General features: G+C 64.4%; 10 protein-coding genes. 7 read left to right on the top strand and 3 right to left on the bottom strand.

The genetic code is table 11. The features are described 5' to 3' along the window. The first annotated feature begins 1,065 nt into the window (after positions 1-1,065). The 7 genes from E3T51_RS03430 (at position 1,066) to E3T51_RS03400 (ending at position 11,029) form a co-directional block, all read left to right on the top strand. On the top strand, positions 1,066-2,160 hold the full coding sequence (locus E3T51_RS03430) for an S-(hydroxymethyl)mycothiol dehydrogenase (protein WP_134527562.1): 1,095 nt from the start codon (positions 1,066-1,068) through the stop codon (positions 2,158-2,160). After that, on the top strand, positions 2,160-2,813 hold the full coding sequence (locus E3T51_RS03425; RefSeq protein ID WP_134527560.1) for an MBL fold metallo-hydrolase: 654 nt from the start codon (positions 2,160-2,162) through the stop codon (positions 2,811-2,813). The genes E3T51_RS03430 and E3T51_RS03425 overlap by 1 nt, the downstream gene beginning before the upstream one ends. 63 nt (positions 2,814-2,876) lie before the next feature. Next, positions 2,877-3,536 (top strand): TetR/AcrR family transcriptional regulator, encoded by a 660-nt coding sequence (locus tag E3T51_RS03420; RefSeq protein ID WP_134527557.1) that lies wholly within the window; start codon positions 2,877-2,879, stop codon positions 3,534-3,536. A 5-nt stretch (positions 3,537-3,541) separates the two neighbouring features. Continuing rightward, positions 3,542-6,055 (top strand): MMPL family transporter, encoded by a 2,514-nt coding sequence (locus tag E3T51_RS03415; RefSeq protein ID WP_134527556.1) that lies wholly within the window; start codon positions 3,542-3,544, stop codon positions 6,053-6,055. Between the two features lie 139 nt (positions 6,056-6,194). After that, on the top strand, positions 6,195-6,533 hold the full coding sequence (locus E3T51_RS03410; RefSeq protein WP_198417836.1) for a DUF2249 domain-containing protein: 339 nt from the start codon (positions 6,195-6,197) through the stop codon (positions 6,531-6,533). 9 nt (positions 6,534-6,542) lie between these two features. Next, positions 6,543-9,155: a multicopper oxidase domain-containing protein gene (locus E3T51_RS03405; protein ID WP_134527552.1), complete on the top strand. Its 2,613-nt coding sequence runs from the start codon at positions 6,543-6,545 to the stop codon at positions 9,153-9,155. Positions 9,156-9,283: 128 nt separating this feature from the next. Then, positions 9,284-11,029 carry a SulP family inorganic anion transporter gene (locus tag E3T51_RS03400; RefSeq protein WP_134527550.1) on the top strand — a complete coding sequence of 582 codons (1,746 nt, stop codon included), beginning with the start codon at positions 9,284-9,286 and terminating at the stop codon, positions 11,027-11,029. 184 nt (positions 11,030-11,213) lie between these two features. Here E3T51_RS03400 and E3T51_RS03395 read toward each other — a convergent pair whose 3' ends face one another. From E3T51_RS03395 to E3T51_RS03385, 3 genes are all read right to left on the bottom strand, one after another. Continuing rightward, entirely contained in the window at positions 11,214-12,143 is a 930-nt protein-coding gene (locus tag E3T51_RS03395) for a hypothetical protein (RefSeq protein ID WP_134527548.1), read from the bottom strand. A 90-nt stretch (positions 12,144-12,233) separates the two neighbouring features. Beyond that, on the bottom strand, positions 12,234-13,235 hold the full coding sequence (locus E3T51_RS03390; protein WP_134527545.1) for an ECF transporter S component: 1,002 nt from the start codon (positions 13,233-13,235) through the stop codon (positions 12,234-12,236). Between the two features lie 151 nt (positions 13,236-13,386). After that, positions 13,387-13,976: STAS domain-containing protein (locus E3T51_RS03385; RefSeq protein WP_134525905.1), on the bottom strand; the 590-nt coding region annotated here is incomplete at its 5' end.

The following is a 13,976-nucleotide window of genomic DNA, read 5'->3' as shown; positions in this document are numbered from 1 at the left end:
CCCACATTTGTTTTGCGGGGCGGCATCCGCACAGACTGGGGGCGGCGGGTGGCCGATGGGGTGGGCTGGGTCACGGGGTCTTGACGCCGATGTGTACGGCCACACGATCGGCCCATAGTCTGGGAAGGCAACCTATAATGCGGGTCCAGCGTTATTCCGAAGGATTGCCACGTGCGGCCAAAACACGCTGGGAGTTTGGTGCCGCCGTAGGCGGTCGATCCAGTGCGTGTGATGACGGGGAGCAGCGCCATTACGGAACATCATCGGTCGATGGTCTTCCGTGTTTTGCTATTTCGAAGGAACGATTTGTTAAAAAATGCACGTGTTGTGACAGTTATTCTTCTTCATGAGGAAGCCTCCCGAGTGCCCTCGATCGTTCTAGTCCGGGTGAACCAGTTTGGATACGTTCCCGCTGTGCTGATCGACCCTATAGACCGGAAGGGTCTTGTGGTTGACGGCATTTGGTTGGGCGCGGATCTCGACGACCGTGCCAGTGGTACCTCGTATATCAAAGTCCGATCAGGGAAATGGGGCCCAGGAACGGCTCGGCGCGTTGCGCCAGGACCTAGTCATCTAGTTTCTCGGTGCAAAACGTGCGGGAAAGAGGCGATGTTCCGTCGGAATCCGTTCTTCGGGCGAGGTTTATCTGTTCATGAATTTATTATTCAATGTTCCGTGTCTTCCCATGTTGAACTCGTGCGGACACCAGCCTCATCAACTCCTGCCGCAACTCTGGCGAGCGTAAGCCAAGTGCGCCCGACACGGCGCCGTCATTTCCTTTTCAGTCGCGCACGCCTGGCCAACTAGCGATTGGCGTCAGTTGCTCGGCTCCGACGCCTGTATCGCAATCCGGGACGCGTTGGCCATGCGGCTGTGGGTCTTCAAGTCCGGCCTTGACCTGGCCAGAACTGCAGACCGTGACGGTGTTGCGTGAGCGCCGAAGCCGCCCTGCCTGATCCAGGCAATCGGGCGTGGCACCTGTGCGGGCGTCAGGAGGCCGCCTTCACGCGAACGCCTCCGATAAAGTACAAGGAGTCCTAGTCACCCCTCAATCGGAGGAGCTCCATGCCCACCACAGTCACAGGTGTCATTGCCCGCTCGAAGGGCGCGCCAGTCGAACTGGTCGAAATTGTCATCCCCGATCCCGGCCCGGGTGAAGTCATCGTGGACATCGAAACGTGCGGCGTCTGCCATACCGACTTCCACTACAAGGAGGGTGGCATCAATGACGACTTCCCCTTCCTGCTCGGGCATGAAGCCGCCGGGCGCGTCAGCGTCATCGGCGACGGCGTCACTCACGTCGCGGTCGGCGACTTCGTGGTGCTCAACTGGCGCGCCGTCTGCGGCGAATGTCGAGCGTGCAAGCGGGCCGAACCCTGGTACTGCTTCAACACCTTCAACGCAACCCAGAAGATGACCCTCGCCGACGGCACCGAGCTCAGCCCGGCCCTCGGTATCGGCGCTTTCGCCGAAAAGACCCTCGTGCACGCCAAGCAGTGCACCAAGGTGAATCCGGATGCCGACCCCGCGGCCGTCGGACTCCTCGGCTGCGGCATCATGGCTGGCATCGGCGCGGCCATGAACACCGGCAACGTCAGCCGCGGCGACTCGGTCGCCGTGATCGGGTGCGGCGGGGTGGGGGATGCCGCGATTGTGGGATCACGCCTGGCTGGAGCATCCGTCATCATCGCCATCGACCGCGACCCCAAGAAGCTCGACAAGGCCCAGCACCTCGGCGCCACGCACCCCATCGACTCGTCGAACCTGGATGAGGCCGGCGTCGTTGCAGCGGTGCAGGCATTGACCGGCGGATTCGGCGCCAACGTCGTCATTGACGCCGTCGGCCGTCCCGAAACCTGGCGGCAGGCGTTCTACGCCAGGGACCTGGCCGGAACGGTCGTGCTGGTCGGCGTGCCGAACCCTGAAATGATGCTCGAAATCCCACTTATCGACGTCTTTGGGCGCGGCGGCTCGCTCAAATCGAGCTGGTATGGCGACTGCCTGCCGGAGCGCGACTTTCCCATGCTGACCGACCTGTACCTGCAGGGACGGCTGCCGCTCGACGAATTCGTCAGCGAGAAGATCGGCATCGGCGAAATCGAGGCGGCATTTGAGAAAATGGCACTCGGCGACGTGCTGCGCTCGGTGGTGGTGCTCTGATGGCCGCACGCATTGACCACCTCGTCACCGTCGGCACCTTCAGCCTCGACGGCGGTACGTGGGATCTCGACAACAACGTCTGGATCGTTGGCGACGACACCGAATGCGTCGTCATCGATGCCGCCCACGACGCCGAGGCGATCCTGAAGGCCGTAGGCGACCGTAAGCTGCTGGCCATTCTGTGCACCCACGGGCACAACGACCACATCGGTGCAGCAGCCGGAGTGAGCGCCGCAACGGGCGCCCCGGTCTGGCTGCACCCAGCCGACACCATGCTCTGGGAGATGGTCTTTCCAGCGGATGCTGCAGCGTCTGTTGCGGCAGGCACGCGCCCGAAGGCGCTGGAGGACGGCCAGCGCATCGTCGTCGCCGGCATTGAGCTCGAGGTGCTGCACACGCCGGGGCACTCGCCAGGATCGGTCTGCTTCTCTGTGCCGGAACTCGGGACGGTGTTCAGCGGCGACACGCTCTTCCACGGTGGGCCGGGCGCGACCGGACGATCGTTCAGCGATTTCCCCACGATCATCGACTCGATCACCACCGCGCTGCTCACGCTGCCGGCTGCCACCGTGGTGCGCACCGGGCACGGTCAGTCCACGCTGATCGGCGACGAGGCGAGCCACCGCGAAGAGTGGATCACTCGCGGGCACTAGGCAAACAGCAGCTCACTCTAGTTCACCTTGCACTTTGTGCGTGGTTGCACTTAGTGTAATGACGTGATTTCGTTGCGTGCCACCCCCGATCGCCGTACCGAGCTCAAGGCGCGATACCGTCAGGCCATCCTGGATGCTGCCGATTCGCTCATTCGTGAGCGAGGCAAACCACAATTCAGCGTCGACGAACTCGCTGAGCGCGCCGACGTCTCTCGGCGCACGGTTTTCAACCACTTCTCATCGCTCGACGATGTGATCATGACCACCTGCACGCGGGTGCTCAGCGCCACCGTCGATGAATTCCGTGCGGCGACGGCATCGACCCCGGTGGGAGACGGCAGCCGCGACGCCCTGTTCGATGAGATCACGACGGCACTGCGTACCATCGACCTGCCGCCCGTGGTCGCCTACCTCGCCGGCGTGCTCACGGTCGAGGGCGAGGACGGTCGCTCCCGGCACAGCATCGGTGACGTCTTCACCCGCACGACCGAACAGCTCTCAACGGAAATCGCCGATCGCACGAGCGCGATCGACGAATTCGAGGTTTCCATTCTTGTCAGCTCGGTGATGAATGGCATCGCCATCGTCTCGGCGCACTGGTTGGCTCTTACGGGTGGGACGCTCGACGCATCCTCCCGCGCTGTCTGGCACGAACTGCTCGACCGCCTCATTTTGATCATTCGCATTGGTTATTCACCAGCCAACCACCAAGAAAGCAACTGAGAACTATGGCATCGCTTCTCTATCGACTGGGTCGGTTCTCCGCCCGCCGAGCGTGGCTGGTCATCATCGCCTGGGTGGTTATTCTCGGCCTCGCCGTTGCTGCGTTCGCTGCTTTCGGCGGAACACTCACGTCGTCCGTCAGCATCCCCGGCACCGCCACTCAGAAGGTCAGCGACGAGCTGGCGGCGAAGTTCCCGGCAGCCAGTGGCGGGCGGGGCACGGTCTTGTTCACTACGACCGACGACTCCGCCTTCACCGGCCCCCAGAAAACCGCCATCGGCGCCCTGCTCACACGCACGATCGGTCTGAACAATGTGAAATCGGCGACGAATCCGTTCGATACCCAAGCCCAGATCGATGACCAGACGCAGCAGGTCGTCGACGGGCGGCAGAAGATCGCCGCCGCAACGGAGCAGATCGATGCGGGGCAGGCGCAGATCGATGCGGCAGCGGCCCAGGCCGCGGCTGGACAGGCCCAGCTCGATGCCAGCCGCGCGCAGGCCGAGGCGGCGGGCCAACTCGCCGCTGCTCAACGGACGCTCGATGCACAGCAGGCGCAGATCGATGCGGGCCTGACTGCGATTGCCGATCAACAAGCCGCCCTGGATGGGAGCCGCACGGAACTCGAAACTCAGAGCACCACGCTCGAGCAGGGAGCAGACCTGCTCGCCCTGGCCGCCGGCATCCGTCAGGTCTCGACCGACGAGACAACCGCCGTGGCGAGCATCCAGTTCGACACGTCGCTCAATCAGGTACCGGCAGAGTCGAAGGAAGCCGTTGTCGCGGAGATGACCGGCTCCGGAATCGACGGCGTCACGGCTGCAGTCTCCAACGACATTGCCTCCAGCATTCCCGAGATCCTCGGCCCGGGAGAGATCGGCGGCGTGATCGTTGCGGCCATCGTGTTGTGGGTCATGCTGGGCACCCTGATCGGTGCGGGACTGCCCCTGTTGAACGCCTTGATCGGTGTGGGCGTTGGCGTGCTCGCGTCACTTGCGTTGTCGGGGACCGTCGAGATGCTCTCGGTCACTCCGGTTCTGGGTGTGATGCTCGGGCTCGCAGTCGGCATCGACTACTCGCTGTTCATCCTCAACCGACATCGCACCCAACTGAGCCACGGCCTGCCTCTGCACGAGTCGATCGGACTGGCCAACGGCACCTCCGGCAACGCGGTCGTGTTCGCGGGCGCTACCGTGCTCATCGCCCTGCTCGCCCTCAACCTCACCGGCATCCCCTTTCTCGGGCTCATGGGCACGGTCGGTGCCGTTTGCGTCTTCGTCGCCATTCTCATTGCAATCACGCTCACGCCGGCGGTGCTGGGCATGGTCGGCACGAAGATCCTCACGAAGAAGGCCCGCGCTCGGGTCGGCCACGCCAGCAACCAGGCCCGGGTGCCAGTCAAGCCGATGAACACCGTGCGCGCCGTCGTCACGGTGGTCGTGGGCATCGTCGTTCTGCTTGTCGTGGCCATCCCCGCGCTCTCGATGCGCCTCGGACTCCCCGCCGGCTCGTCCGAACCGCTGGGCTCGAGCGCGTACAACGCTTACAAACTGGTCGACGACAAATTCGGGGCGGGCGTGAACGGCCCGCTGCTTGTCGTCGCCGATCTCGAGACCGCCATCACGGATGAGGGCCTGCTCGCCGAACAGGTGCGCATCGGAACGGCGCTCCGTGCCGAGAGAGACGTCGTTGCCGTCGCGCCGATTGGAGCATCCGACGATGACCTGCTGCTCGCTTTCCAGGTCATTCCCGCCGAGGGGCCGAACAGCGAATCGACCGAGCAGCTCGTCCGTGACCTCCGAGGAATCGATCTCGACGGTGTCGCATCCCTTGGTGTGGCCGGGAACGCATCCGGAAACATCGATGTGAGCGAAAAACTCGCCGCCGCGCTCCCGCTCTATCTTCTCGTTGTCGTGGGGCTCTCACTGATCATTCTGATCTTCGTGTTCCGATCGATCCTGGTGCCCGTAACCGCAACGCTGGGCTTTGTATTGTCGCTGTTCGCATCGTTCGGGGCTATCACGGCGGTCTTCCAGTGGGGTTGGCTCGGTGCCGTGTTCGGTATCCATGACCCGGGGCCGATCCTAAGCTTCCTGCCTATTCTCGTTGTCGGTGTTCTGTTCGGGCTGGCGATGGACTACCAGCTGTTCCTGGTCAGCGGTATGCGCGAATCGTATGTGCATGGAGCATCGGCGCGCCTTGCCGTGCAGCGCGGGGTGCACGCCGGGCGCACGGTGGTCATCGCCGCCGCACTCATCATGGCCTCGGTCTTCTCTGGCTTTATCTTCTCGAACTCGGTCATGATCCAGTCAATCGGTTTCGGGCTCGCCGGTGGCGTACTGCTTGATGCATTTGTGGTGCGACTGCTGATCATTCCGGCCGTGATGCATTTGCTCGGTGACGCCGCGTGGTGGCTGCCGAAATGGCTCGATCGCATACTGCCCAACGTTGATGTTGAGGGGGCGTCGCTTGAGCGTACGCACCCGGTTACCGAGCGCGTGCCAACGTCGATCGTCTAACCGGTCGCGAGAGTGGTAACGGTGATTTCACCAAATGCGACGCATCCATTCACTCGCTCATAGGAGGGTCGGTGTATTAAACGGAATAGTGTGCTCTAAAATAGAGGTGTTGTTGTTCGCACCGAGCCGAGGAGACACCATGACCGCCGAACCAATCCGCATCACTGCCGGGCCGACTGCCCACGAGCACGAGCACGAGCACGAGCACGAGCCCGCTACGGCCACGTGTACCTGCGGTCATGACGACAGCGAAGCAATCGTTCTCGACAGCCGCACCATCCCGCACGCGATCCGTCACGCCGCGATCTTCGGTGCGTTGGACGCGATTCAGCCCGGAATATCGCTCGACCTCATGGCGTCCCACAATCCGCTGCCCTTACTGGCCCAGCTCGAACGAAACCACCCGAACTCTTTCAGCATCAGCTACCTCGAGCGTGGTCCCGATGTGTGGACCCTGCGCCTGACCCGCATTCTGTAGCGGTTCGAGATGAAACCGAGCCTCAAGCGTCGGCTGTGGCACCAGATCACCGGCATGCTCGTTCCCGCCTGGCTGATCCTCGGCATTGTCAGCGTCGTCCTCTATCGGGGATCGTCGTTCGGGCCCTGGCTCATGGTGCACCTGCTGCTGCTTGGGGCCCTCTCGACCGCGATCCTGGTCTGGAGTCAGCACTTCGCCGACAGCCTGCTGAAGAACACTGCTCCCGGCGGTCGGTACTGGCTGGGCGTTCGACTGACCGTGCATACGGTGGGTGCGGCGCTGGTCATGATCGGGATCACCGGTGCCTGGTGGCATGTTGTTCTCACCGGAGGAATCCTGGTCGGGCTCAATGCCATCGTGCACGCCACCATTCTCGTGCGGCAGCTGCGGGGCGCACTTCCGGCCCGGTTCGCTCTGTTGGTGCGCTATTACATTGCGGCGGCCGGATGCCTCGTAGTCGGTGTCACTCTCGGAATTTGGATGGCCCACCCCGGCAGTTCGGCGGCGGGTGACTATTACGACCGGCTTTACATCGCGCACATCGGGCTGAACCTGCTCGGCTGGGTCGGCCTGACCGTCATTGGCACCGTCGCCCTGCTGCTCCCGACCGTGCTGCGCTCCCGGGTGCTGTCCACCACCCGGGCGGCCGCACGCCCCACCCTGCCGACTCTTCTGGCCGGACTTGTGGTTCTGGGCGCTGGCGCCTACGCCGACTCCCGAATCATCACTGCGGCAGGTGTGCTCATCTACCTGGTCGGCTTCGCCCGGGTGCTTGCGGAGTTGGCCGGGCACGTGCGCCGTTCGCCCGCCGTCAGCTACTCCGGGTGGTCTATCATCGTGGCCCTGGCGTGGTTTGCACTGTGCGCGGTCGGTTTCGGCGCCGTCGTAGTCACCGCTGCCAGTTGGGCGGATGCCGCGGCCGGCCTCAAAACGCTTGTGCCGTACTTCGCGGTCGGCTTCGGCGGCCAGATCATGATCGGTGCGCTGAGTTTTTTGATTCCGGTCGTGCTCGGCGGCGGACCGCGAGCATCCAAGGCCACCGCGCGCGAACTCGATCGTGCTGGCTTGTTCCGAGTCAGCGTCGTCAATGGCGCACTCGTTCTCACCCTTCTGCCGGTGCCCGATGTCGTCGCCGCTGCGCTCTGGGCGGTTCTCCTCACGACTCTCGCGGCGTTCATTGTTCTGATGGTGCGGGCGCTGCGCGTCAATCGAAAAAACCGCACCCCTCCGGGAGCGCAACTTCCGCCGTTGGTCCGCGACGTCGTGGAGAGTCCTGCACCGCCGCCGGCCCGTCGCACCAACATGCTCGTCGCGGCCGCGGCGACCCTGGCGCTGACCCTCGCCGTCGGCGTCGCGCTCGAGCCCTCCAACACGAGCCTCGCCTCCGGCCCGGGCGCGACCGGCCATACGACGACCGTCGACGTCACGATGATTGACACTCGGTTCAGCCCTGACACGATCAACGTTCCGGTCGGCGACACCCTGGTGATCACCCTCATCAACGCCGACGGCATGCTCCACGACCTCGTGTTAGACAACAAAGTGGAGTCTGGCTCGGTCGAGCCCAAGGCAACGACGACCGTCGATGTCGGGATGATCACAGCCGACCTGAACGGTTGGTGTTCTCTTGGGGGCCACCGGCTGCTCGGGATGCTGCTGACCGTGAACGCGATCGGTGCGGACTCGGCCGCCTCTGCCGATTCGAACGCGGACGCAATGCACAGCGACGCGTCGGCATCCGGTGACATCGATCCCATGGCCGAGCCGGGAAGCGACTTCGTCGCGCGTGATGCGCGACTGGCGCCAGCGGCATCCGCTACCGTGCACACGAGCACGATGACCGTGAGCAATACCGAGACCGAGGTGGCACCGGGCGTCACGCAGATGCTGTGGACCTACAACAAAACAGCGCCCGGGCCGACCCTGCACGGCACTGTCGGTGACGTCTTCGAGATCACCTTCGTGAACGCCGGAACCATCGGCCATTCGCTCGACTTTCACGCCGGCGCGCTCGCACCGGACAAGCCGATGCAAACCATCGACCCCGGCGAAGAGCTCACTTACCGGTTCACCGCGACGCGCTCGGGAATCTGGATGTATCACTGCTCTACGATGCCTATGTCGGTCCACATTGCGAACGGCATGTTTGGTGCGGTCATCATCGACCCACCCGGACTTCCCGCCGTCGACTCGGAATACGTGCTGGTCCAGTCCGAGTTTTATCTTGGGCGGCAGGGCGAGGAAGGCGACCCGGTCAAGGTGCAGACGCAACTGCCGGACCTGCTCACGTTCAACGGCTACGCGAATCAGTATGTCGCCGCGCCGCTAACCGCGAGAGTCGGGGAAAGGGTGCGCATCTGGGTTCTCGATGCCGGCCCGAACGTTGGAAGCTCCTTTCACGTGGTCGGAGGTCAGTTCGACACCGTGTTCTCGGAGGGAGAGTACCTTTTGCGTGACGGTGGCAGTACCGGAACGGGTGGGGCTCAGACACTCGCGCTTGCACCGGCCCAGGGCGGCTTCGTCGAGCTCACATTTACCGAAGCGGGTACCTATCCGTTTGTGAGCCACGTGATGTCGGACGCGGAGAAGGGCGCGCGCGGGCTGATTCTGGTGACTGACTGACCCACGGGCACCGTGATTGAGCCGTTGAAGCGGGCTCGGCCAAACGCTTGGAGCAGGGCGGTTGGCGGCGGCAACGGAACACTCGATAAAATCCAGACACCAGCCAAGGACCGGACTACCGTAAAGGCATGCCAACCGGCGGATTCCGCGGCGTAGCCTTCAGCCTGATACCGGGGCTGAACACCGCCCTGCATTACCAGCGCGCGTGGCTGGTGCCCGACCTGCGTGCCGGCATCGTGCTCAGCTTCCTGCTGATCCCGGCCGGTATGGGCTACGCGGAGGCCTCCGGGCTGCCCGCGTACACCGGTCTGTACGCAACGATCGTGCCGCTGGTTGTCTACGCCGTCTTCGGCCCATCGCGCATCCTCGTGCTCGGACCCGACTCTGCACTCGCCCCGATCATCGCTGCGTCGATCCTGCCGCTGGCGCTCGGCAACACGGAGCGAGCGATTGCGCTCGCCGGACTCCTCGGGCTGATGGTCGGCCTCACTCTGCTCATCGCCGGCCTGTTCCGCCTCGGCTTCGTCACCGACCTGCTCTCCAAGCCGATCCGGGTCGGCTACCTCAACGCCCTCGCTTTGCTCGTGATCATTTCGCAGATTCCCAAGCTGCTCGGGTTCTCCATCGAGGCGCCCGGCCCGATCCAGGGAATTGGCGCCATCGTGCAGGGCGCTGCGGCGGGGAGCATCGTCGTCGGTGCGATGCTGCTCGGCCTTGCCTCCCTTGCCGTCATCGTAGGGTTGCGTTTCCTGCTCGGCGGGCGCATCCCTGGCGTGCTGATCGCGGTCGTCGCATCCATTGTGGTCACGGCGATCTTCTCCCTGCAGAACATACTGCCGATTGTCGGTGCCATGCCGCAGGGGCTCCCCGCCCCGGCGCTCGGCGGTCTCGTCTGGGACGACGTGGTTTCGCTGATCGGGCCGGCGCTGGGCATAGCGCTCATCGCCTTCGCTGACACCGGGGTGCTTTCCCGCACGCTTGCGGCGCGCCGCGGCGACAGTGTGGACGGTAGTCAAGAGATGGCCGGCCTCGGAATCGCTAATATCGGAGGCGGGTTTTTCGGCGGCTTTCCGATCTCTGCATCCACCTCGCGCACGCCCGTCGCCGAGCAGGCAGGGGCGCGCTCCCAGCTGACGCCCGTCATCGGCGCGCTGATCATCGTTATCTTCATGCTCGTGGCCCCTGGTGTAACCGGGTACCTGCCGACGGCGACCCTCGGCGCCGTGGTTATTGTGGCCGCAGCCAGCCTGCTCGACGTTTCGGGCGCCTCGCGATTGTGGCGGATCGACAAAACGGATGCCCTGCTCTCGATCGCCGCGTTCCTCGGCGTTTTTCTGGTGGGCGTTTTACAGGGCATTCTCGTGGCGATCGGTCTGTCCCTGGTCGCTTTCGTGATCCGCGCGTGGCGTCCGTACCGGGCCGAGCTCGGACGCATTCCGGGTGTGCGCGGTTACCATGACCGCTCACGGCATCCGGATGCCGATCGCGTTCCCGGCATCGTCATCGTGCGCTTCGACGCCCCGCTCTTTTTTGCCAACGGGGGCATCTTTGATGACTACGTGCGCTCGATGGTGCGGCGGGCGGAGCGCGAATCGGAGGCCGGTGGCACGCCCGTGCACACCGTCATCCTTGCCGCCGAACCGATCACCGATATCGACACGACCGCCATCGACGAATTGCTCGAGCTTGACGAGTACCTCGCTTCTAGGGGGGTGACGCTCGTGCTCGCCGAAGTGAAGGGACCGGTCAAGGACCGACTGCAGGCCTTCGGACTGGGTGACCGGTTTTCACCCGAGCGGTTGGCGCCGACGGTGGGCGCTGCGGTTGATGCTGCCAGTGGGGAGCTTCGCGACGATATCGGTGGGGCGATCTAAGGCATTCTCGATGGCCCATGACTCGGGGCGGACACCTAGGCTGCTGATTCCCGGGGCCTTCTTCAGCGCCCCCACGACGGTATACAGCCAGTTTCCCGAAACTCTGGGCGCATCGACGCTCACTGTCTGACCGCCTGCTCGGTGTCCTTGTTCCTGGTCTGTCGAATCCGCGGTGCAACGTGCACTACAGGTACTTCGTCAGGAGAAACTCGATGAGGGGAGGCACAATCGCCAGCGCCGCGCCTCCGGCGATGGCCCAGCGCTTGAGCGTTTTCGCGTTCTTCTCCCGCTCTTTCAGGAGGTATTCGTTGATACGCGAGCTCTCCAATGCGTGCGTCTCCAACGCGACGAGGTATGCAAGCTCGGTGTGGTGCGCGAGCACATCGGGAGATGCCCCGCCGGATGCGCCCAACTGCTTACGCAGTCTTTCCGCGTCGGCCTGGTGCCGCTCCAGATCAGCGGCGAGCTTGGCCACTGCGTCCTCGGCTTGTTGTGCCGATGTGGAGGTCGCGGGCGCCGCCATCCCCGCAGCGTCGAGCGCCTGGCTCCACGAGCCGAAGACGCGGTTGAACTCTTCGAGGGACGGCGGCGTGGTGACGGTATCGTCCTGCTGCCTGTTCCTGCGCCACACGACGTAGTCACCCGTGCTCCTGCTGCCTTCCAAAGCATCCAGAAATTCGCGCAGCTGCGCGACCGCCTCTTTCCTCTCAGGCAAGGCGGGGCTATGTGTCACAAAGGGCAGCCTGGCGGATGTCATCGACTCCGACCACTGCTGGCTGAACTTGTTGTGGCGAGGGGGCCAGGTCACCCTCTTTCCGGAGTTCGCGCTGAATTCCCCCACGATCGTCTGCCGGATCGGGATGTTGTAGGCCGTCGCCGATAACGGTCGTGTATCGTCCTTCGGCAGTGCAGCCATCGCCTGGTCGGCCGCGAGAACGCGCAGGGCGTCGGCTTCCGTGAGCCCTCGTTCGCGCAGAAGCAGGAGCAGCGACGGGTCCACGTCGGCGGGCGCGTCGGGCACCGTGATACGAAAAGCCCGCGCATATGCATACCGCAGACCCGCGTTCTCGATCTGCTCCGTCAACGTCAGGTCAGGTGTCAGGGTTGTGTCCATGAGCACCATTGTGTGCCGAGTGTGTGCCCTGCTCGGGGCCGTGAGGGCAGCGGATGCCGTTCCCGGACAATCTCGGACACCTCGGCAGTGTCATTGCCGGCCAAGTTCGGGGCTGCGGCCCAGGCCCAACGGCAGTAAAAAGCGGGCGAGCAGCAGGGCGATGTACCCGGCCACGAGCTTGTCGAGGAGCGAAAGCATCAGGTTCGCCGAGAACACGGCGACCCAGAGTCTCTCGCCGATGGTGACCATCGTCGACGCCACAAGGTCACTGGCATGGCCGGCAACGCCGCTGAAAACCAGCACGTTGATCGGCACCGCGACGAGCGTACAGGAGACCGCGACCGCCACGTTGAGGAGCAGAAAACGTAGGGCGCCGCGGTTCCGGCAGAAGAGACGGTAGCCGTAGCCCCAGACGAGCGCCCCCACGACATTGACGGGCGCAAATGGCAGTGTCTCCGGGTTGCCTTGCAGCCCGCCGAGCAGGTTTGTCAGCACCCCGACGAGCGCTCCGTGCCACGGGCCGAGCGCGATCGCGGCGGTCGCCGTGCCGATCATGTCCAACCAGACCGGGAGGTGGAATTTGTCTACGACGCCGTCGCCAAACAGGTTCACGCCCACGCAACCGACCAGCAGAGCGACGGTGAGCGCGACGGCCAGGGCCCGGCGATCCGGGTGGGAGGTCAGCGGCGCGACCGGCGGATGCGGGGCAGCCGACTCGGCCGGCTCACCCGACGCATCCGGTCGGTCTATCCTCACAAAGCCGGCCGAACGTCGCGCGGAGAATTGGGCGTCGAGGCACCGCTTGCGCCAGAGCGCGGCAGCGGCCTCATCCTCGCCGAGGGCCCGCACGATCTCCTCGACCAGCACCGCGTTGATGCGTCGACGGCCCATACGGAACGCATCGAAGACTGACGAGCGGGCGACCCGGGCCGCGGCCGGGGTGATCCCGTGCGCCTCACGTGTGCGGGCTATCAGCGCGGCGATCTCGGCGTATGAGACTTCGCCCGCCGTGTTGCGTAGGCGCTGGAGGTCCTCGACGAGTCGGTCGAGCGGTTCCGACGATGCCTGGGTGCGCTCCAACTCCACCGTCACGTTCCCCAGAACCGCCCCTCACAGCTGCCCGCCGCAGCTTAAGGTCCAGACTACCGGGGCGCCGCGCGCTCCGGACCAGAGTTACCGTAGCCCCTGCGGGGCTTACGCCCGCACCTTGTACAGGCTGGAGGACACCGTGTCAACCGTCGTGCTAGTGCCCACCGCCGAGGTTGCCGGCGAGCCGGGCGTGCAGTTCGTGGCTCGCCTCGTTCAATCCCTCGATGACTACGTGTTTATTGAGCCGCTCGTATTTGTGGCTGATGGCGTCGAGGGTGGCGACGGTCGAGGCATCCCAGATGTGTGATGCCGACAGATCGATGACGATGCGGTCGGGGTCGTCGGCATACTCGAACTGTGTCATCAGGTCGTTGCTGGAGGCGAAGAATAGCGCCCCGGTCACCGTGTAGTAGGCGGTCGGCACAGGCTGGTCGAGTTCGACGGTGCGCTCGACCCGGGCGAGGTGGGCGACACGGCGCGCGAAGGCGACCATCGCCACGATCACGCCGGCGACGACACCGATGGCCAGGTTGTGGGTAAGAACGATGATGACGACCGTGGCGACCATGACGGTGGTCTCGCTCCCCGGCATCCGCTTCAGAGTAGACAAGCGGATGCTGTGCCAGTCAAAGGTCAGATACGACACGATGATCATCACGGCGACCAGGGCGGCCATGGGCACGACGGCGAGCACGTCGCCGAGGCCGAGCACGAGCACGAGTAGGAAGATGCCGGCGAGGAAGG

Source organism: Cryobacterium serini, assembly GCF_004404025.1.
Classification (GTDB): domain Bacteria; phylum Actinomycetota; class Actinomycetes; order Actinomycetales; family Microbacteriaceae; genus Cryobacterium; species Cryobacterium serini.
Note: the sequence above shows the minus strand (reverse complement) of the source record. Positions and strands in the feature narration are given on the sequence as shown.

Excerpts from the sequence above, each read along its gene's own strand:
- E3T51_RS03410 (WP_198417836.1), top strand. The coding sequence starts at position 6,195 with ATGACCGCCGAACCAATCCGCATCACTGCCGGGCCGACTGCCCACGAG.
- E3T51_RS03400 (WP_134527550.1), top strand. The coding sequence starts at position 9,284 with ATGCCAACCGGCGGATTCCGCGGCGTAGCCTTCAGCCTGATACCGGGG.
- E3T51_RS03395 (WP_134527548.1), bottom strand. The coding sequence starts at position 12,143 with ATGGACACAACCCTGACACCTGACCTGACGTTGACGGAGCAGATCGAG.
- E3T51_RS03405 (WP_134527552.1), top strand. The coding sequence starts at position 6,543 with ATGAAACCGAGCCTCAAGCGTCGGCTGTGGCACCAGATCACCGGCATG.
- E3T51_RS03415 (WP_134527556.1), top strand. The coding sequence starts at position 3,542 with ATGGCATCGCTTCTCTATCGACTGGGTCGGTTCTCCGCCCGCCGAGCG.
- E3T51_RS03430 (WP_134527562.1), top strand. The coding sequence starts at position 1,066 with ATGCCCACCACAGTCACAGGTGTCATTGCCCGCTCGAAGGGCGCGCCA.
- E3T51_RS03425 (WP_134527560.1), top strand. The coding sequence starts at position 2,160 with ATGGCCGCACGCATTGACCACCTCGTCACCGTCGGCACCTTCAGCCTC.